The organism is Nitrobacter sp. (assembly GCF_051535235.1).
Taxonomy (GTDB): Bacteria; Pseudomonadota; Alphaproteobacteria; order Rhizobiales; family Xanthobacteraceae; genus Nitrobacter.
In genome coordinates this window covers 181,168-199,093 of the sequence record NZ_JBPPLZ010000005.1, presented here as the reverse complement: position 1 = coordinate 199,093, position 17,926 = coordinate 181,168, and the positions used below count along the sequence as shown (strand labels likewise).

Genomic DNA, 17,926 nt, shown 5'->3' with positions numbered 1-17,926 from the left:
ATAATCGAGAGCCTGCCTCCGGGACGCTCGCGGGACGCGAGCCGGCCTGAATTCAACGCACCAGGTTGGCATTGATCGCGATCTGCGCGTATTTGGCAGCGCCATCGGCGGCAAGGTCCGGTGTCATCGGCCTGGCGTGGTCGAGGCCGACCACCGCGCCGCGCGGCGTATCCGAAATCACGTTGTTGCTCACCAGCGCCGTGCCGGCGCCGTCCACGACCGAAACGCCGATGCCGATGAAGGCTTTGCGGATGACGTTGCCCGTGATCGCGACGTCGCGCAGATACTTGCCCCAGCCGGCCATGATACCGAACGACGGCGCGTTCTCGATCACATTGCCGGTGACCGACGTATCAGCTTCGACATAGATGCCGATGCCGGCGTCGTCGTCCGGCGCGGTGCCGATCGGGCGCTTCGGCAACAGGTTGCGGATGATGTTGCCCTGGACGACCGCGAGCCTGCCGCCCTCATTGAAGTTGCAGACGGAGACCCCGACCGCCGCGCCGTCCACGGTGTTGTTGGCGATTACCGCGCCCTCGAAGGCGAACTCGGAATACAGCGCCACTTCGCGCACGCCGCTGACGCTGTTGCCGGTGATCTGGATGTTGGAGGCGGAGTTGCCGCGCACGGCCGAGTAGTCGCAATCGCTGATGCGGTTGCCGTTGACGATGACATTGCCGGCGCGGAAGGCATTGATGGCGTTGCCGTGCTGGCCGGAGCCGCCGGCGCCGGCCTTGATATGTGCGATGCGGTTGCCGGTGACGATCGAGCCGTCGTCGCCGATCGCCGTGCGCAGGATCTCGATGCCGTTGTCGTTTGTCTCCAGAATGGTGTTGCGCGTCACCGTCAGCCCGAGCGCGTCGAACGAGACGATCGCGGTGGTCGCGGTTTTCTCGATGACATTGCCGCTGATCTCGCCCGCGGCGTTCTCAAGCCAGATTGCGTTGCGGCCGCTGCCGGTGATTTCGCAATCCAGAATCCTCAGGTCGTGCCCGCCAAGGCAATGGACGAGGCCGCGCCGTTCGGGGAGGGGAATGCCGCCGCCGGCAAGCGTGAGGTTGACGAGCCCGATATGGTCGGCGCCCTCACTCGTGAGCAGCGATGCCCCGCCGGTAAACATCATTGTGGTTGCGCCGCGCGCGCCGATGAGTTGCGAGCCGTTGGCGAGTTGCAGCGGTCCGGTGCGATAGACGCCGGGCGGCAGCGCGAGCGGCGCGTTGGCGCGGGCCGCCTCGTCGATCGCCCGTTGCAGCGCGTGGGTCTGGTCGTCCGGTGAATTCGGCCGCACGCCGTAATGGGAGACGTCGCGCCCGAGCGTCGACGTCAGCGGGGCGGCGCGCGCGGTGTCTGCCGGCATCGCCAGCACGCCGGCGACGCCCGCGGCGGAAGCTCCGAGGATATGGCGGCGGTCGATGTCCATGCGAGGATGTAACGCGAAAAACCGCAATGACGCCGAAACGACGACGATGGACGCAGGCGATTGTTGGCGACAGGGTTAACGCGGCGGTGTCTGGACCACCGCATTATGCGGCACGAACAGCCGTCCGCGCTCCACCACGAGCACGACCGCGAGAGCGGCAAGCGTGCACAGGAACGCGCCGGTCGCGAACGGCAGCATGGTGCCGTTGAAATCCTGTCCGATCAGCGCGCCGACGCCGCTGCCGATCAGGGTGGTGATGGAGCCGAACAGCGAGGAGGCGGTCCCGGCGATGTGGCCCTGCGGTTCCATGGCGAGCGCGGTGAAATTGGAGAACATCAGCCCGAATGCGAACATGGTGCCGATCGCCAGCACCATGTAGACCGGAAACGACAGCCAACCCTGCCATGCCGCGAGCAGTATCAGCATCGAGATCACCACTGATCCCGTGAGCGCGCCGTGCGAAATCACCCGCATGCCGAACCGGCCGACGATGCGCGAGTTCAAGAGACCCGCCGCGGCGATGCCGACGGCGATCGCCGCGAAGGCGAGCGGAAAATAATCGCCGAGGCCATAGATTCCGGTGAAGATCTGTTGCGAACAGAACACGTAGGCGAACAGCACGCTCTGGATGCCGCCGGCGGCGAGCGCGTAGCCGATGGTCTGCCGGTTGGTGATGGTCTGGCGAAACGCGTCGAAGACGCTTGAGGCGGTCAGCGGCTTGCGTTCCGCCGGCGGCAAAGTTTCGGGGAGTCGGATCGCGCACCACAGCAGAGCAAGCAGGCCGTAGACCGTGAGCACCACGAAGATGCCGCGCCATGCCGAAAACAGCAGGATCGCCTGGCCGATCGAGGGCGCAAGGACGGGCACCGAGATAAAGATCATCATCGCCAGCGACAGCACGCTCGCCATCCGCCGTCCGGTGTAGCAGTCGCGCACGATCGAGGTGGCGATGACGCGGGCGGCCGAGCTTCCGATGCCCTGCAGCACGCGCGCCAGCATCATCATTCCGAACGACGGCGCGATCACCGACAAAACGCCCGCGGCGCTGTAGAGCAGCATTCCGCCGATCAGGACCGGGCGGCGGCCGAAGCGGTCCGACAGCGGCCCCATGATGAACTGGCCGCCACCGAAACCGGCCAGATACACCGAGATCACCGCCTGGACGTGATTGGGATTGGCGATTCCGTAAGCGGCGCGCACATCCGGCATCGCCGGCAGCATCATGTCGGTCGCGATCGGGTTCAGCGCCATGATGCCGGCGACGATGGCGATGAACTCAGGAAACCCCATCGGCCGATGGGTTTGCGACACCCACCCGTCCACGCTCGCGTCGGTCATTGTTTGGTCCGGAAGATCGGCATGCAGCCCATATCGATATCGCTGCTGCGCTGCACAATGCCCGTTTCAAACAAAACTGTCCACCGCCGGGCAGGACGCGGCCATCACAATGAGTTTGGAACCAACCCCGCGTGTCTCGCCCGCCGTGCCGCTTTCACCATCTCCAGCAGCATGGCCTCGCCGGCATCGGCCAGATGCTCCAGCGTGATTCCGCCGGGAACATGAGCCGAGCCGTCGCGCTTCAGCGGCGGAACATGGATGAAGGCGGCGAGGCGCGGCCCCGCTTCTTGGCGCGTGGCCTCGATGGCGCGCCAGCACAGGTAGTTGCAGAGATAGCAACCGGCGTCGCGCGAGGCGCGCGCGTCGATGCCGGTTGCCCGCGCCGCGCGCAGCAGCCTGACGACATGCGGCCCGAAGGCGCGCGCGCCCGCCGTGCTTGCAATCGATCTCTTGCGCATCCGCGCGCCGTTAAGGTCCGGCCAGATCGCCGTCGCCGCGTTGCGCGCGCGGGTCTCGATCCGGAGCCACGGCGTGCGCGTCGCGAGGCCGAACATCAGCAGCGCATGCGGACGATGCGTTGCAAGCAGTTGCGGCAGTTCGCGGTCCACCGTCTCGTAAGCGACGCGGAAAACGTGGGTTGCGATCGCGACGTCGTCCAGCGCGGGCCGACGCAGCCTCGCCAGCCGCCCGACCAGCGGCATGGTCGGATTGAACGGCGTGCCGGGAAAGGGGCCGAAGCCGGTGACGAGGATGCGGAGGTCTTGAGACAACGGAACCTCGGCCGTCATGCCCGGCCTTGTGCCGGGCATGCACGTCTTCTGTTGTGACGGATCACAGAAAACAAGACGTGAATGGCCGGGCGTAGGCGAGCGGAAGCGACGCCGTTCTTCGAACGGCTATGCCCGGCCATGATGAAAGCAGGTTTAATACAACTCACCGCAGCAACTCCGCGATCTGGTCCGCCGCCAGCGCCGGGGTGATGCGGCCCTCGGCGACCGCGGCTTCGGTCGCCTTCACTTTGGCGCGGATCGCGGCATCGCCGCGCAGGCGCGCCTTCATGCGGTCCTCGAACATCGACCACATCCACTTCACCTGCTGCTGGCTGCGCCGCGCAGCGAACTCGCCCGACGCCTGCATCGCGGTGCGATGCTCGACGATCTTCTGCCACAACTCCGGAATGCCTGTTCCCGTCAGCCCGGAATAGGTCACGACCGGCGGCTGCCAGTGCTCGGAGCGGGGACTGAGAATATGCAGCGCGCTGCGATATTCGGCCGCCGCGCGATTGGCGCGCTTGATGTTGTCGCCATCCGCCTTGTTGACCGCGATCATGTCGGCGAGCTCGACGAGGCCCTTCTTGATGCCCTGCAATTCGTCGCCGGCGCCGGGCAGCATCAAGGCGAGAAAGAAATCCGTCATGTCGCAGACAGCGGTCTCGGACTGTCCGGTACCGACCGTTTCAACCAGCACCACGTCGAAGCCCGCCGCCTCACACAGCAGCATCGCCTCGCGCGTTCTGGCCGCGACGCCACCGAGCGTGCCGGCGGCGGGCGAGGGGCGGATATAAGCGGCGTCCGAAGCCGACAGCCGCGCCATCCGCGTCTTGTCGCCAAGGATCGAGCCGCCGCTGCGCGTCGAGGACGGGTCCACCGCCAGCACCGCGACTTTGTGGCCATGCTCGATCAGGAACATGCCGAGCGCGTCGATGGTTGTAGACTTGCCGACGCCGGGCGATCCGGTGATGCCGACGCGGATGGCGCTGCCGGTTGCCGGCAACAGCGCCTGCACCAGCTCGCGCGCGGTCGCCTCGTGATCGAGGCGGCGGCTTTCGATCAGCGTGATGGCGCGCGCCAGCGCCGCGCGATTGCCGGCGCGGATCTCGCTCGCGAGGGTGTCGGTCGAAAGGGGACGAGTCATTTGTCCTGTTTGGCTGCTTTCGCGCGGTCGCCGGCGAAGATCGCAGCACCTTGCGGCGAAAGATATGGCTCGAAGGTCTGCCAAGGCACGAAGACGACGAACGATCCCTCGACATAGGGACCGACCGCATAAGGCGAATAATGGAATTCGAGGCCGGCGCTTTTGCCGGGTTCGGTCGATGCGGCAAGTGTCACCGCGCCGACCTTCAGCAGCGTCGGCTCGATGCCCTTGTACCAGTCGATCCCGCCTGCGTCGTCGATGCCGCGCGCTTTCTTGTCGGCCTTGACGGCGGCGATGGCCGCCGCGCGCAGCGCTCTCATGGTGGCGCCGTTGTCGGCGGTTTCCTTGAAGAACGGCCGAATGCTGATGCGTTTGCCGGCGCTGTCGTCCCACAGGATGGTGTCGATGTCGGTGTTGGGATGCGCGCCGCCGGTATAGGCATAGTCGGTGCGCACCACGCTGACATAGCGACCATCCACCTGCGAAACGCGGCTGTAGCTGCGCTCGAAACTCCAGGCGCGATTCTCGCGAAACAGGTCTGGTGAGGCCTTGAACTCCTGCGCTGCGTCGGCGCGGTTGTGTTCCACCCAGCGCTTGCCTTCGGCAAGGCAATTCGCCGCCAGCGTTGCATTCGATTTGATGCCGTCGTCCAGCAAGACGCTGGCGTCGATGTATTTCGTCTTGACGGCGAAGTCGGGCTTGGGCTCGGCTGCGATGGCAGGAGCGATGCCTGCGAGTATCAGGACTGCCATGAGACATGAAAACTTCTGAAGCGGACTCGCGAAAGAACTGAGGCTGGTGATCATGGCAACCTTCGTCATGGCCGGCTCGTTCCGGCCGTCCTGGTCTCGGCGTTTGGATCATAGAGAGGTGGATGCCCGCGACAAGCGCACGCATCATTGTGTGGAGAGTTTAACAGACCCCTGCGCTATTCCGCCGCCTCGCTATGACCGAGCCGCGCGTTGAGCTTGCGGATCAGCTCCTCGGCGGCATCAGAAATCACCGTCCCCGGCGGGAAGATCGCCTCCGCGCCGGCCTTATAGAGCGCGTCGTAGTCCTGCGGCGGCACCACGCCGCCGACGATGATCATGATGTCGTCGCGACCGTAGCGTTTCAGCGCCGCCTTCAGTTCCGGCACCGTGGTCAGATGCGCGGCGGCGAGCGATGACACGCCGAGGATGTGCACGTCATTCTCCACCGCCTGCCGCGCGGCTTCGTCGGCAGTGGCGAACAGCGGTCCGATATCGACATCGAAACCGACGTCGGCGAACGCGGAAGCGATCACCTTCTGGCCGCGGTCGTGGCCGTCCTGTCCGATCTTGGCGACGAGGATGCGCGGGCGGCGGCCCTCGGCCTCCTCGAAGGCGTTGATCAGCGCCTGCACCCTTGAGATCCTGTCGGACATGGCTGACGCCTCGCGCTTGTAGACCCCGGTGATGGACCTGATTTCGGCGCGATGGCGACCGAACACCTTCTCCATCGCGCTGGAAATCTCTCCGACGGTGGCCTTGGCGCGCGCGGCATCGATGGCGAGCGCAAGCAGGTTGCCGTTGCCGTCGCCGGCCGACCGCGTCAACGCCGCGAGCGCGGCATCGACATCTTGCTGGTTGCGTTCGCCGCGCAACCGTTTCAGTTTGTCGATCTGCAGACGCCGCACCGCGGAGTTGTCGACTTTCAGCACGTCGATCGGCGCTTCGCTTGCCGGTCGGTACTTGTTGACGCCGATCACCGCCTGCCTGCCGGCGTCGATCCGCGCCTGCGTCCTGGCGGCGGCCTCCTCGATGCGCAGCTTCGGCACGCCGGCTTCGATCGCCTTGGCCATGCCGCCAAGCTCCTCGACCTCCTGGATATGGCCCCACGCCTTCATCGCGAGATCGTGCGTCAGCCGCTCGACATAGTACGAGCCGCCCCATGGATCGATGATGCGGGTGGTGCCGCTTTCCTGCTGCAGGACAAGCTGGGTGTTGCGGGCGATGCGCGCGGAGAAGTCGGTCGGCAGCGCCAAGGCCTCGTCGAGCGCGTTGGTGTGCAGAGATTGAGTGTGACCTTGCGTCGCCGCCATCGCCTCGATCATGGTGCGCGGCACGTTGTTGAAGACGTCCTGCGCGGTGAGAGACCAGCCGGAGGTCTGGCAATGGGTGCGCAAGGAGAGCGAGCGCGCATCCTTCGGATCGAAGGTTTTCATGAGCCTGGCCCACAACAGCCGCGCGGCGCGCAGCTTGGCGACTTCCATGAAGAAGTTCATGCCGATCGCCCAGAAGAACGACAGCCGCGGCGCGAAGCGGTCGACATCGAGCCCGGCCTTGAGGCCGGCGCGGACATATTCGACGCCGTCGGCGAGCGTGTAGGCGAGTTCGAGGTCCTGCGTCGCGCCTGCTTCCTGCATGTGATAGCCGGAGACCGAGATCGAATTGTATTTCGGCATCTTGCGCGAGGTATAGGCGAAGATGTCGGAGACGATCCGCATCGAGGGCGCGGGCGGATAGATGTAGGTGTTGCGCACCATGAACTCTTTGAGAATGTCGTTCTGGATGGTGCCTGAGAGTTTCTCCGGCGGCACGCCCTGTTCCTCAGCCGCCACAACGAACAGCGCCAGCACCGGAAGCACCGCGCCGTTCATGGTCATCGACACGCTCATCCTGTCGAGCGGAATGCCCGCGAACAGCGTACGCATGTCATAGATGGAATCGATCGCGACGCCGGCCATGCCGACGTCACCGGCGACACGCGGATGATCGCTGTCGTAGCCGCGATGGGTGGCGAGGTCGAAGGCAACCGATAGTCCCTTCTGCCCGGCGGCGAGGTTGCGGCGATAGAAGGCGTTGGAATCCTCAGCCGTCGAGAACCCCGCATATTGCCTGACGGTCCAGGGCTGGTTGACATACATGGTCGGGTAGGGGCCGCGCAGGTAGGGCGCGATGCCGGGCCATGTGTCGAGGAAGTCGATGCCGTTGAGATCGGATTCGCTGTAGCTCGACTTGACCGGGATGTCCTCGGGCGTCAGCCAGAGTTCGGTAGACGGGTCGGCGCTGCCGCTGGCAGTGGGAGCGACCGGTTCGAAGGCGATATCGGCGAAATTCGGAATGCGGGTCATCGTCGTTCAATCATGGTCCGGGTGCTGGTGACTGATGATGCTTGCCATCTTCTCCGACCCGTAGTTTTCCATGGTGGTATGGCTCGGCAGGTTGACGATGGTCGCGACCCAGCCGAGCCGGGACTCGGTGCCATATTGCCGCGTCGGCACCAGCAAATCCGGCCGGTCGAACGCGCCGGTCATGATTTCGATGCACGGACCGCCGATGCGGCTGAAGCTCAACGGCGTGCCGCATGCGGCGCAGAACCCGCGTTCGGCGATCGAGGACGAGCGAAACGTCGCCGGTGAGCCTTTGGTGCAGCGGAAGTTCTCGCGCGGGATATCGGCGAAAGACGCAAACGGTGCGCCGGTGGCCTTCTGGCACATGCGGCAGTGGCAGATGCTGATCCGCATCGGCGCGGCAGTCAGCGCAAATCGGATCGCGCCGCACTGACACCCGCCGGTCAGCGACGGTTTCACCTGCTCGCTCATCGTTGCTCCAGTCGCCGCCAGGCGTCGTTCAGTATCGCCAGCGCATCGACGCCCGCGAAAATGAAATCCTGCACGCCGGCCGACCGCAGCGTGGCCTCCAGCTTTCCCGGCCGGCCTGCCAGATAGATATGACATGCGCCCGCGGCATGTAAGGTCCGCGCTGCGGCTGCCCCCTGATCGGCATAGACCTGATCCGAGGAGCACAGGCAGACCAGTTGTGCGCCGGATGCCTTGAAGGCGGCGGCGAGGGCGACAGTTTCCCCGACGGGAAGTGGCGAAGGCGGATCAATCGCCTCGATGCCGCCGGTCTCGAAGAAACTCCGGGCGAAGGTCGCGCGCGCGGTGAAGTCGGCGGCGGCGCCGAGCGTGGCGAGAAAGATTGTCGGCCGCGCGCCGGTGGTTTGAAGCCAATCGTCGGAGCGGTTGCGCAATTGTTCGAAAGCCGCGGCGAGCCGCATCGGCGCCAGTGCGTCGAAGGTGATCTTGGCGTCGCCGCAGGGCTCAGGCGCGTGCGTCGCAGCGTCGAGTACGGCCGCCGGCCTTTCATGCAGGTTTGGAAACTCGCTGGCGCCGGTGAGAACGTCGCGGCGTGTTGCGACACCGGCCTCGCGCGCCGCGCGCGTTGCGGCGACGTCGCGCTGGATCAGGTTCTGCGTCAGCGCGGCGAACGCGCCGCCAGCTTTCTCGATATCCTGAAACTGCGTCCAGGCCGCATCGCAAAGCTGCCGCGTCAGCGCCTCGATGCCGCCCGAGCCCGCCGCCGGATCGGCGACCTTGGCGAGATTGGATTCCTCGATCAGAATGAGTTGCGTGTTGCGAGCGATGCGTCGCGCGAAGGAGTCCGGCAGGCCGAGCGCCAGCGTATGCGGCAGCACGGTCAGGCTATCGGCGCCGCCGAGGCCGGCCGAAAACGCAGCAATGGTGGCGCGCAGCATGTTCACGTATGGGTCGCGCCGGGTCAGCATCCGCCACGCGGTCTCGGCGGCAGTGAACAACGGTTTCGGCGCGAGGCCGCAAGCCTGTTCGACCCGCGCCCATAACAGGCGCAACGCGCGGAATTTCGCCAGCGTCAGAAACTGGTCGGCGTCGGCGGCAAGTCGCGCGTAAATCATGCCGCGCGCGTCATCGAGCGCAATGCCGGCGCTTTCGAGCGCGCGGAGATATGCGACCAATGATGCGAGAACGAAGGCGAGTTCCTGCGCCTCGGATCCGCCGGCGTCGTGAATGATCCGACCGTCGGCGACGAGAAAGGGACCGTGGAAGCCCACGGCGGTGAGCTTCTTCGCGGTCTCGGCGACTGCCGGAGCGATGTCGCTCCAGGGCGAGGGACTCGATCCCGATGCCGCGCAGGCGCCGAGCGGGTCGAGGCCGAAGCGGATGTCACAGGCCGCCGGGTCTACCCCTCTGGTCCTGATGTCGTCGGCAATGCACAGGGCGATCGCGCGCGACTGCGGCCCCATCTCCAGTTCGATCGAGATGCCTGCGTCGAGACAAACCCCATCGAGAGCTTTTGCGACAGCCTCCGCCGTCGGCGGCAGTCCAAAGCCGCGAGCGCCGATCGCGTCAGCAAACACCAGCGTCAAGCCACTGGCGCCGTTGTCCAGGTCGTGAAGCGCCTGCGCGTTGGCTTGCGCCGCATCGGGATGATCGATCCGCTGCATCACCTGCCAGGGGGCGCCTGCTGCGCGGCTGGCGATGGCGTGCGCGCCTTTCGCACGCGTATAGATCGGCTCGATCGCGAGGCCGTCATAGGTCTTTGCGATCAGCGTCTCGAACGGCGCGCCTTTCAGGACCCCATCGACCAGCTTGCGCCAGTCGTCCACTGTGGCCGGCGCGAAATCGGCGGCCAGCGGCAGATCGGAAACCACGTCGTCGGGAGCAGCGGGCATTGTGCGCTCGGTTGCGAAAAAGCCGTCTAGTGTCCCGATTCCGAAGTTCGCATGCCCCTGCAGCAACCTTTGATGCGAACTTCGGAATCAATGGGACACTAGCAACCTTTATGATTCTAGTGTGGTTTGGGTTCAGAAGCTCGCTTGAGGCGCTTGCGGAGAAAATGGAGCGAGCTTCTGAACCGCCACACTAGCCAAAATGCCATGCGGCGGCCGACAAGCCAAACGATCCTTTAGGAGCGTTTTCGAGCGAAGTGGGGACCGGTTCGCGTGAAGAAAACGCGTCAAACCAAAATCCTAGAGCCCCGCTTCTGATTCCATCAGAAGCGGGGCTCTAGGGTAAGGTCAGTCGAGTTTGGGCAGGCGCTCGATGCCCGCTGTCGAGATAGTGGCCAGCGCCTCGGCCGGCGTTCGCCCCGCGATCACGCGATCCGGCGCGATCTCGGCGAGCGGAACCAGCACGAAGGCGCGCTCGAACAGGCGCGGATGCGGCAGCTTCAGTTCCGGCCGGTCGAGGACGGCATCGTCATAGGCGATCAGATCGAGATCCAGCGTGCGCGGCCCCCAGCGGGTTTCCGTGCCGCGCTCGCGGCCGAACTTCTTCTCGATCTTGTGCAGCGTGTACAGCAGCGCGTGCGGGTCGAGGCGGGTGTCGATCTCGATGCAGGCGTTGACGAAGCGGTCCTGATTTTCGTCGCCCCAGGGCGGGGTGGCGTAGTCGGAGGAACGTGCGACGAGCACGGCCTGCGCCATGCCGCAGATGTTGGCGATGGCCTTGCGGAAGGTCTGGCGGACGTCTCCGACGTTGCCCCCAAGCGCGATCAGCACGCTGGCCAAAACTATTCCCTGCCGCGGATGAGGGTGATGCCGACGTCGTCGAAGATCGCCGCGATCGGCGCATGGGGCTTGTGCACGGTGACTTTGATCGTGTTCACGCGCGGGAAAGCCGTCAGCACCGCGTTGGCGACCGCGCCCGCCGCGCGTTCGAGCAGCTTGTAATTGGCGTCCTTGAACGCTGCGCTGGCGGTCGCAATCACACTGGAATAGGAGACGGTATCGGCGAGCCGGTCGGTCCGGGAGGATTCCGACAGATCGGTCGACAGCTCGATGTCCATCACGAAGCGCTGGCCGACTTCGGTCTCGTGCTGCATGACGCCGTGCTGCGCATGGATCACGAGGCCGCGAATGAAGATCGTGCCGGTCATGGTTGAGGATCCTTGATTACCTTCTGGCCTCGATGGCGTGGGCCACGCGCAGCGCCTGCACCGTGGCCGCTACGTCGTGCGTGCGGATGATCTGTGCGCCGCCGCGTGCCGCGATCAGATGCGCGGCGAGCGAGCCGCCGAGCCGTTCCTTCGGTTCCGACGGCACCACCGTGTCGATGAAGCGCTTGCGCGACGCGCCGACCAGAACCGGCAATCCGAAGGTCCGCAACTCGTCGAGCCGGGCCAGCGCGATCATGCTCTGTTCCTGCGTTTTGCCGAAGCCGATGCCCGGATCGAGGACGATGTGGCTGGCGGGGATCCCGGCCCTTGCCGCGATGGTCAGCGATCGTTCGAAGAACGCCGCGATGTCGCGCACGATGTCGAGGGTGGCGTCGGGCTTGTCGCGGTTGTGCATGACGATAACGGGTGCATCGTGCGCGGCGATCACGCTCGCCATGTCAGGATCGCGCTGCAGACCCCAGACATCGTTGGCGATGGCAGCCCCGTTCTCCAATGCCCAGGCCACGACCTCGGACTTCATGCTGTCGATCGACACCGGCGTGCCGAGCGCGGCAACAGTGGCCAGCACCGGCTCCAGCCGCCGCATCTCCTCGTCGCGCGGGACCGATTGCGAGCCGTAGGGACGGGTGGATTCCGCGCCGACATCGATGATGTCGGCTCCTTCCGCGATCATGCGGTGCGCCTGCGCCAGCGCGCGGTCGGGCGCGATGAATTGACCTCCGTCGGAGAAGGAGTCGGGAGTGACGTTCAGGACGCCCATGACGGCCGGAAACGGCCGCGACAGCAGTCTGTGCAGCAGCGGATGACGTGTGTCATCCGTTACAGGGCTGGATATGGAATCGGCTGCCGCCATGCGGTGGCTTTGCGCGGTCCCGGACATGGTGTCAAGGCGCGAAAAAGCCTGTTCGGAAACGCCGGGTTTTGCGGAAGGGGTAGGCTCAATAGGTGATCTTGAGCGGGAGCTTGCGAGCCTGCGCGATCAGGTCGCCGATCGATTTCTCCGACGGCAATACGCTGACGAGCTTGCGCCTGGTGTTCACGTCCTTCATCGCCTGAGCCAGGCGGGCAGGGTTGCGATGCGTCAGCTCGCGCACCGTGGTGACGCCGGCTGCGCGCAGCAGCTTGGTCTTGCCGTTGCCCATCCCCGGGATGCGCATGTAGTCGGCAAGATTGGCCCACTCCAGCAATTGCTGTTCGCTGAATCCGGTCTTGGCGGCGAGCGCCTTGCGGCCTTTCGAGGTGCTGGCCGCCTCCAGGTAGGTATCGGTCGTCCTGATGCCGACGGACCTCAGCTTCTTGGCGTCGACGGCGCTCAGACCTTCGAGCTTGGAGATGGGATATGTCATGGCGTTCAGGAATACGAAGGTGCTTGAGGCGAAAAGGCGAGGCTGCGGCGTGCCGGCAGAGATCGCGCCCGTTCGGTCGTATTGTCCCTGCCGGTCCTCGTACCGATCAATGATTGAACCTTGCCGGCCGGACCTTCCTGGCGCTGAAAGTCCGGAATCGTGCCGACGGTTACGCACGCGACAGCGGCATCGGTGCCAGCTCTCGCGGCACACCGCTCGACCAGTTCGTTCATGGTACCCCGCCTCCGCCGGTTGCTCGCCGGCTCATTGTTTATGATTCCATCTTGCTACTCCTGCGATGCGAAATTCAAGCGACGAGGCAGAACAAACGGCGATTGAACTTAAATCGCGTGACGAGTGTTGCCGAGATGCAAGACCGAATGTTCGATTCGTGCATAAAACGTCGCGATAGCTCGCCATTGCAGGAGAGGTGCACAGCTACGACTTGATCCGCGTCGGTTCAGCGTGATGATTTTAAGCGCAGCGCGGCCGTTCGCTGGTTTCAATCAGTGCAAAACATGAAGTAGAATAAGACTGCTCGACGATGCGATCACGAAGAGGCGATCATGGCGGAAACCGCGACCGGGATCGGCGATACCGATCACAGTATTTTCATCGGCAAAGGCGAGCAGCCGGCATGGCTGACGCTGGGGCTCGCCAATCGACACGGTCTTGTCACCGGCGCCACGGGAACCGGAAAAACCGTATCGCTTCAGGTCATGGCGGAAGGATTTTTGCGCGCCGGCGTGCCGGTATTCGCAGCCGACATCAAAGGCGACCTGTCCGGCATCTCCGAACCCGGCGAAGCCAAGGATTTCATCCTCAAGCGCGCCAAGGACATGGGGCTGACTTTCCAGCCCGATCAATTTTCGACGATTTTCTGGGATGTTTTCGGCGAGCAGGGCCATCCGGTGCGCGCGACCGTCTCGGAAATGGGGCCGCTGCTGCTGTCCCGCATGATGGATCTGAACGACGTGCAGGAGGGCGTGCTCAACGTCGCCTTCCGCGTGGCGGATGAACAGGGTCTGCTGCTGCTCGACATGAAGGATCTGCGGGCCATCCTGTCCTTCATTGCCGAACATGCGGCCGATCTCACGACGCAGTACGGCAACGTCTCGAAACAGACGGTCGGAACCATCCAGCGCCAGCTTCTGGTGCTGGAAAACCAGGGCGGCGACAAGTTTTTCGGCGAGCCCGCGCTGTCGTTGGACGATTTCATGCGGACGGATCGGGACGGGCGTGGGATGATCAACATCCTTGTCGCCGACAAGCTCATGCAAAGCCCGAAACTCTATGCGACGTTCCTGCTGTGGATGTTGTCGGAGCTGTTCGAACATCTGCCCGAGGTCGGCGACCCGCCGAAGCCGAAGCTGGTGTTCTTCTTCGACGAAGCCCACCTCCTGTTCAACGACGCGCCCAAGGCGCTGATGGACAAGATCGAGCAGGTGGTGCGCCTGATCCGCTCCAAGGGTGTCGGGGTCTATTTCGTCACCCAGAATCCGATCGACGTTCCGGACAAGGTGCTGGCCCAGCTCGGCAACCGCGTGCAGCATGCGCTGCGCGCCTTCACGCCGCGCGACCAGAAGGCGGTCGCGGCCGCCGCGCAGACGTTCCGGCCCAATCCGAAGCTGAACACGGCGCAGGTCATCACCGAGCTCGGCAAGGGCGAGGCGTTGGTGTCGTTCCTGGAAGGCAACGGCACGCCCGCCGTGGTCGAACGCGTGATGGTGCGACCGCCGTCGGCGCGCATCGGCCCGATCACCGCGGAAGAACGCAAGACCATCATGAACGGCAGCCCGGTGAAGGGAAAGTACGACACCGCGATCGATTCCGAATCGGCTTACGAGGTGCTCCAGAAGCGGGTCGCCGGGACCGCGGCGACCGCCGATGCGCCGGAAGGCGGAATTCTCGGCCAGATCGGATCGATCGTCGGCACCGTGTTCGGCACCAATACGCCGCGCGGCAAACTGTCGACGGGACAGGTGGTCGCGCGCAGCGTCACGCGCACCGTCACCAACAAGGTGGTCGGAGGAATCGTCTCCGATCTCGGCAAATCGGTTGGCGGTTCGCTCGGAGGATCGGTCGGTCGCGCGCTGGTGCGTGGCGCGCTCGGAGGATTGCTGCGACGATAGCACCGGCAACAGTTTGCAGGCGGGGCCGCTTCTGATAACGCAAGGCGCGCCGAAGATGTTGCCGCGGCGATAACGGAAAAACGCTCGTGCTGAGATGGCCATCGCTTCGGCGTCCGCTGGATGTCCTGTTTCTTGCGGCCTGCATTCTGCTGACGGCCGAGGTTCTGGTCCCCGAGATATGGGGGCACGGCAAGACCAAGGATTATCCGCTGTGGTACTGGGCCGGGCAGCAGGTCCTGCACGGCGGCGATCTGTATCCGAAAGGATCGAACGAGGGTTTTGCCTTCCTGTATCCGCCGTTGTCGGCGATCCTGCTCGCCGTACCGAGCTGGTTCGGAAAAATCCCGCTGTATCTCGGCCTGTGCCTTCTCAATGCCGCCGCATGGTGGATGACGGCGCAGCTTTCCAATGTGATGACCGGATCGGGCAGAACGCCTGACCCGTGGCTTGAGGCGCTGCCGGGCATCGTGACGATCACCTTCGTCTTCGACATGTTCGATCTCGGTCAGCCCAACCTGGTACTTCTCGCCATGATGTTGCTCGGCTTCCGCTGGCTCTGGCAGGAGCGCGCATGGCTGTCGGGAGGCATGTTCGCGCTTGCGGCGGCCATCAAGGTCTTTCCGGTCGCCGTGCTGCCCTACCTGCTGTGGCGCCGCCGATGGGCCAGCGCGATCAGCATGATCGCATGCCTCGGCATTTTCCTGTTTCTGGTGCCGGCTCCGATCCGCGGCTTCGAGCGTAACGTTTCCGAACTCACCACTTGGTATCGCGGCATGGTGGGAGCGAATTCGGAGCAGGGGTTCGGGCAGCGCGATGCCCAGAACTGGTCCTGGGTCAACCAGTCGATCATCGCCGTCACGCATCGCCTGGTGCGTCCGGTCAATTACAACCAGATCGATCCAGCCAGGCCCGCGCAATACATGAACGTCGCCGATCTCGATTACAAGACGGCGAACTGGATCGTGCTGGCCGTCTTTGCCGTGCTCGGGCTCGGCTTCATCGCAATCATTCCGGCACGGGCGAAAATGACATCGAGATCGAGCGCCGAGGAAGTCGGAATCCTGTTCTGTCTGATGACGATCGCATCGCCCCTGGCGCGTCAGTATTACTTCCTGTGGCTGTTCTTCCCGCTGACGGTGCTGTTTCATCGTGCCGCGTTCGATCCCCGGACGAAGATGCGGACGATGTCCGGCGCGGCGCTCGGACTGTCGTTTGCGCTGCTGGCGCTGTCGCTGCCGTTTTTTCCGAAGATTCTTCAGGCCCTCGGAAACAACCTCGCGGCGACGTTCGTGCTGATCGCCGCGCTGGCGTGGCACATCCGTCATCCGTTACCGGCGAGCGATCCGCATTCGTCAGCGCTACCAGAAAAATCCGAGAGAGAATTCTGAAGGATTCGACCCGCAACGCGAGGGAAAACAAAATGTCCGGCACATCGCAACTGCAGACGGTCCTCGACCACATCGACGCCGATTTCGACAACAGCCTGGAGCGGCTGTTCGCGCTGCTGCGCATCAAGTCGATCTCCGCCGATCCGGCATTTGCCGGCGATTGCAAGGCGGCGGCTGATCATCTTGCCAAAGATATCGCGACGCTGAAATTTGCCGCCGAGGTCCGCCCGACAGCGGGGCATCCGGCGATCGTCGCCAAGAGCAACGGCAACACCGGGTCGCGGCCGCACGTTCTGTTCTATGGCCATTATGACGTTCAGCCGGTCGATCCGCTGAATTTGTGGCATCGGCCGCCGTTCGAACCGATGGTGACGAACCATGCCGACGGCCGGAAGATCATCGTGGCGCGCGGCGCGGAGGACGACAAGGGCCAGTTGATGACGTTCGTCGAGGCCTGTCGCGCCTGGATGTCGGTGGCTGGTTCGCTGCCGCTCGACGTGACGATGCTGATCGAGGGCGAGGAGGAGGTCGGCTCGAAAAACTTCGGGCCGTTCCTCGAACAGAACAAGAGCGACCTTGCCGCGGACTTCGCCCTGGTGTGCGATACCGGCATGTGGGACCCGGATACGCCGGCTATCACCACGTCGCTGCGCGGACTGGTCTATGAGGAAGTGATCATCAAGGCCGCGAACCGCGACCTGCACTCCGGTCTTTTCGGCGGCGGCGCGCAAAACCCGATCCGGGTGCTGACCCGGATTCTCGGCGGTCTCCATGACGACAACGGCCGCATCACGCTTCCCGGCTTCTACGATGGCGTGAAGGACCTGCCGGACGACATCCGCGCGCAATGGGCGAAGCTCGATCTGACGCCGGACAGGATCCTGAAGCCCATCGGACTCTCAATCCCCGCGGGCGAAAAGGACCGTCTACTGATCGAGCAACTTTTGTCGCGGCCGACCTGCGACATCAACGGGATCGTCGGCGGCTACACCGGCGAGGGCTCCAAGACGGTGATCCCGGCTCAGGCGTCGGCCAAGGTCTCGTTCCGCCTCGTCGAGGGTCAGGAGCCCGAAAAGATACGCGACGCCTTCCGTGCCTACGTGAAGGCGCGCGTGCCTGCGGACTGCTCGACCGAGTTCCTGGACCACGCCGGCGCGCCCGCGATCGCGCTCGACTGGACCATGAAGCCGCTGGCCGCCGCGAAGCGGGCGTTGACCGACGAATGGAACAAGGAGGCGTTGCTGATTGGCTGCGGCGCGTCGATTCCGATCGTCGCGGATTTCAAGAGGACGCTGGGCCTCGACACCGTGCTGGTCGGCTTCGGCCTGGACGACGACAACATCCATTCGCCGAATGAGAAATACGATCTGAAGAGTTTTCACAAGGGCATCCGCTCATGGGCGCGGATCCTTGCGGCGCTGGGGGAGGCACCGCGCTGAAGCGATCCCTATGCGCACGTGAAAACGCCGCCCGGGATTGGACGGCGTTTGACGTGATGTGCAGAGGGTGATGGCGTGAGCCTACATCAATTCCATAATCCGGCAAGACCTGGCGAGTTGTGATCCATGTCGGCCAGCCATAACTTTGCCGGTGGCGGTCTCGTTCGGGTTTGAACCGCGCAGTTATTCCGCCGCCATATATCGCGCGGTTGCCGGCGACGAATTGGCGACTGGCGAGTCGCATCCCATGCCGTTATCGTCATCGGCGG

15 protein-coding genes are annotated in these 17,926 nt (G+C 64.4%); 3 read left to right on the top strand and 12 right to left on the bottom strand.

Features of this window, described 5'->3' with window-relative positions; all coding sequences use genetic code 11:
- Nucleotides 1-52: 52 nt before the first annotated feature.
- The 12 genes from ACS3WA_RS09375 to ACS3WA_RS09320 all read right to left on the bottom strand — a co-directional run bounded on the left by ACS3WA_RS09375 (nucleotide 53) and on the right by ACS3WA_RS09320 (nucleotide 12,698).
- Nucleotides 53-1,420 (bottom strand): TIGR03808 family TAT-translocated repetitive protein, encoded by a 1,368-nt coding sequence (locus ACS3WA_RS09375; protein WP_438278259.1) that lies wholly within the window; start codon nucleotides 1,418-1,420, stop codon nucleotides 53-55.
- Nucleotides 1,421-1,495: 75 nt separating this feature from the next.
- A complete protein-coding gene (locus ACS3WA_RS09370) occupies nucleotides 1,496-2,758 on the bottom strand; it encodes a multidrug effflux MFS transporter (protein ID WP_438278258.1) in 1,263 nt (420 codons plus the stop codon).
- 104 nt (nucleotides 2,759-2,862) lie between these two features.
- Nucleotides 2,863-3,528: a pyroglutamyl-peptidase I gene (locus ACS3WA_RS09365; protein ID WP_438278303.1), complete on the bottom strand. Its 666-nt coding sequence runs from the start codon at nucleotides 3,526-3,528 to the stop codon at nucleotides 2,863-2,865.
- Between the two features lie 163 nt (nucleotides 3,529-3,691).
- Nucleotides 3,692-4,672: a methylmalonyl Co-A mutase-associated GTPase MeaB gene (gene meaB / locus ACS3WA_RS09360; RefSeq protein WP_438278257.1), complete on the bottom strand. Its 981-nt coding sequence runs from the start codon at nucleotides 4,670-4,672 to the stop codon at nucleotides 3,692-3,694.
- The gene (locus ACS3WA_RS09355) at nucleotides 4,669-5,493 is read right to left on the bottom strand and encodes a PdaC/SigV domain-containing protein (protein WP_438278256.1); all 825 of its coding nucleotides are present in this window, start codon (nucleotides 5,491-5,493) and stop codon (nucleotides 4,669-4,671) included. Before ACS3WA_RS09355 ends, meaB begins: the two co-directional genes overlap by 4 nt.
- 107 nt (nucleotides 5,494-5,600) lie before the next feature.
- Nucleotides 5,601-7,766: a methylmalonyl-CoA mutase gene (gene scpA, locus ACS3WA_RS09350; protein ID WP_438278255.1), complete on the bottom strand. Its 2,166-nt coding sequence runs from the start codon at nucleotides 7,764-7,766 to the stop codon at nucleotides 5,601-5,603.
- Between the two features lie 6 nt (nucleotides 7,767-7,772).
- On the bottom strand, nucleotides 7,773-8,237 hold the full coding sequence (locus ACS3WA_RS09345; RefSeq protein ID WP_438278254.1) for a GFA family protein: 465 nt from the start codon (nucleotides 8,235-8,237) through the stop codon (nucleotides 7,773-7,775).
- Nucleotides 8,234-10,126 (bottom strand): methylmalonyl-CoA mutase family protein, encoded by a 1,893-nt coding sequence (locus ACS3WA_RS09340; RefSeq protein WP_438278253.1) that lies wholly within the window; start codon nucleotides 10,124-10,126, stop codon nucleotides 8,234-8,236. Before ACS3WA_RS09340 ends, ACS3WA_RS09345 begins: the two co-directional genes overlap by 4 nt.
- Nucleotides 10,127-10,471: 345 nt before the next feature.
- Complete coding sequence (gene folK / locus ACS3WA_RS09335; protein WP_438278252.1) at nucleotides 10,472-10,963, bottom strand: 2-amino-4-hydroxy-6-hydroxymethyldihydropteridine diphosphokinase; 492 nt, start codon at nucleotides 10,961-10,963, stop codon at nucleotides 10,472-10,474.
- Between the two features lie 2 nt (nucleotides 10,964-10,965).
- Nucleotides 10,966-11,331, bottom strand: a complete 366-nt coding sequence (gene folB, locus ACS3WA_RS09330) for a dihydroneopterin aldolase (protein WP_438278251.1) — start codon at nucleotides 11,329-11,331, stop codon at nucleotides 10,966-10,968.
- 16 nt (nucleotides 11,332-11,347) lie between these two features.
- Nucleotides 11,348-12,205, bottom strand: a complete 858-nt coding sequence (gene folP / locus ACS3WA_RS09325; RefSeq protein WP_438278302.1) for a dihydropteroate synthase — start codon at nucleotides 12,203-12,205, stop codon at nucleotides 11,348-11,350.
- A gap of 85 nt (nucleotides 12,206-12,290) precedes the next feature.
- A complete protein-coding gene (locus ACS3WA_RS09320; RefSeq protein WP_438278250.1) occupies nucleotides 12,291-12,698 on the bottom strand; it encodes a DUF4332 domain-containing protein in 408 nt (135 codons plus the stop codon).
- A gap of 566 nt (nucleotides 12,699-13,264) precedes the next feature.
- On the opposite strand from ACS3WA_RS09320, the gene ACS3WA_RS09315 reads away from it, so the two are divergent.
- The 3 genes from ACS3WA_RS09315 (at nucleotide 13,265) to ACS3WA_RS09305 (ending at nucleotide 17,657) form a co-directional block, all read left to right on the top strand.
- Nucleotides 13,265-14,830: a helicase HerA-like C-terminal domain-containing protein gene (locus ACS3WA_RS09315; protein ID WP_438278249.1), complete on the top strand. Its 1,566-nt coding sequence runs from the start codon at nucleotides 13,265-13,267 to the stop codon at nucleotides 14,828-14,830.
- An 86-nt stretch (nucleotides 14,831-14,916) separates the two neighbouring features.
- On the top strand, nucleotides 14,917-16,218 hold the full coding sequence (locus tag ACS3WA_RS09310) for a glycosyltransferase family 87 protein (RefSeq protein ID WP_438278248.1): 1,302 nt from the start codon (nucleotides 14,917-14,919) through the stop codon (nucleotides 16,216-16,218).
- A gap of 32 nt (nucleotides 16,219-16,250) precedes the next feature.
- Nucleotides 16,251-17,657 (top strand): M20/M25/M40 family metallo-hydrolase, encoded by a 1,407-nt coding sequence (locus ACS3WA_RS09305; RefSeq protein WP_438278247.1) that lies wholly within the window; start codon nucleotides 16,251-16,253, stop codon nucleotides 17,655-17,657.
- Nucleotides 17,658-17,926: the final 269 nt, after the last annotated feature.

What these genes read in the sequence shown, in the direction of transcription:
- ACS3WA_RS09375 (WP_438278259.1), bottom strand. Translation starts at nt 1,420, where the DNA reads ATGGACATCGACCGCCGCCATATCCTCGGAGCTTCCGCCGCGGGCGTC.
- ACS3WA_RS09370 (WP_438278258.1), bottom strand. Translation starts at nt 2,758, where the DNA reads ATGACCGACGCGAGCGTGGACGGGTGGGTGTCGCAAACCCATCGGCCG.
- meaB (WP_438278257.1), bottom strand. Translation starts at nt 4,672, where the DNA reads ATGACTCGTCCCCTTTCGACCGACACCCTCGCGAGCGAGATCCGCGCC.
- ACS3WA_RS09355 (WP_438278256.1), bottom strand. Translation starts at nt 5,493, where the DNA reads ATGACGAAGGTTGCCATGATCACCAGCCTCAGTTCTTTCGCGAGTCCG.
- scpA (WP_438278255.1), bottom strand. Translation starts at nt 7,766, where the DNA reads ATGACCCGCATTCCGAATTTCGCCGATATCGCCTTCGAACCGGTCGCT.
- ACS3WA_RS09345 (WP_438278254.1), bottom strand. Translation starts at nt 8,237, where the DNA reads ATGAGCGAGCAGGTGAAACCGTCGCTGACCGGCGGGTGTCAGTGCGGC.
- ACS3WA_RS09340 (WP_438278253.1), bottom strand. Translation starts at nt 10,126, where the DNA reads ATGCCCGCTGCTCCCGACGACGTGGTTTCCGATCTGCCGCTGGCCGCC.
- folB (WP_438278251.1), bottom strand. Translation starts at nt 11,331, where the DNA reads ATGACCGGCACGATCTTCATTCGCGGCCTCGTGATCCATGCGCAGCAC.
- folP (WP_438278302.1), bottom strand. Translation starts at nt 12,205, where the DNA reads ATGGCGGCAGCCGATTCCATATCCAGCCCTGTAACGGATGACACACGT.
- ACS3WA_RS09320 (WP_438278250.1), bottom strand. Translation starts at nt 12,698, where the DNA reads ATGACATATCCCATCTCCAAGCTCGAAGGTCTGAGCGCCGTCGACGCC.
- ACS3WA_RS09315 (WP_438278249.1), top strand. Translation starts at nt 13,265, where the DNA reads ATGGCGGAAACCGCGACCGGGATCGGCGATACCGATCACAGTATTTTC.
- ACS3WA_RS09305 (WP_438278247.1), top strand. Translation starts at nt 16,251, where the DNA reads ATGTCCGGCACATCGCAACTGCAGACGGTCCTCGACCACATCGACGCC.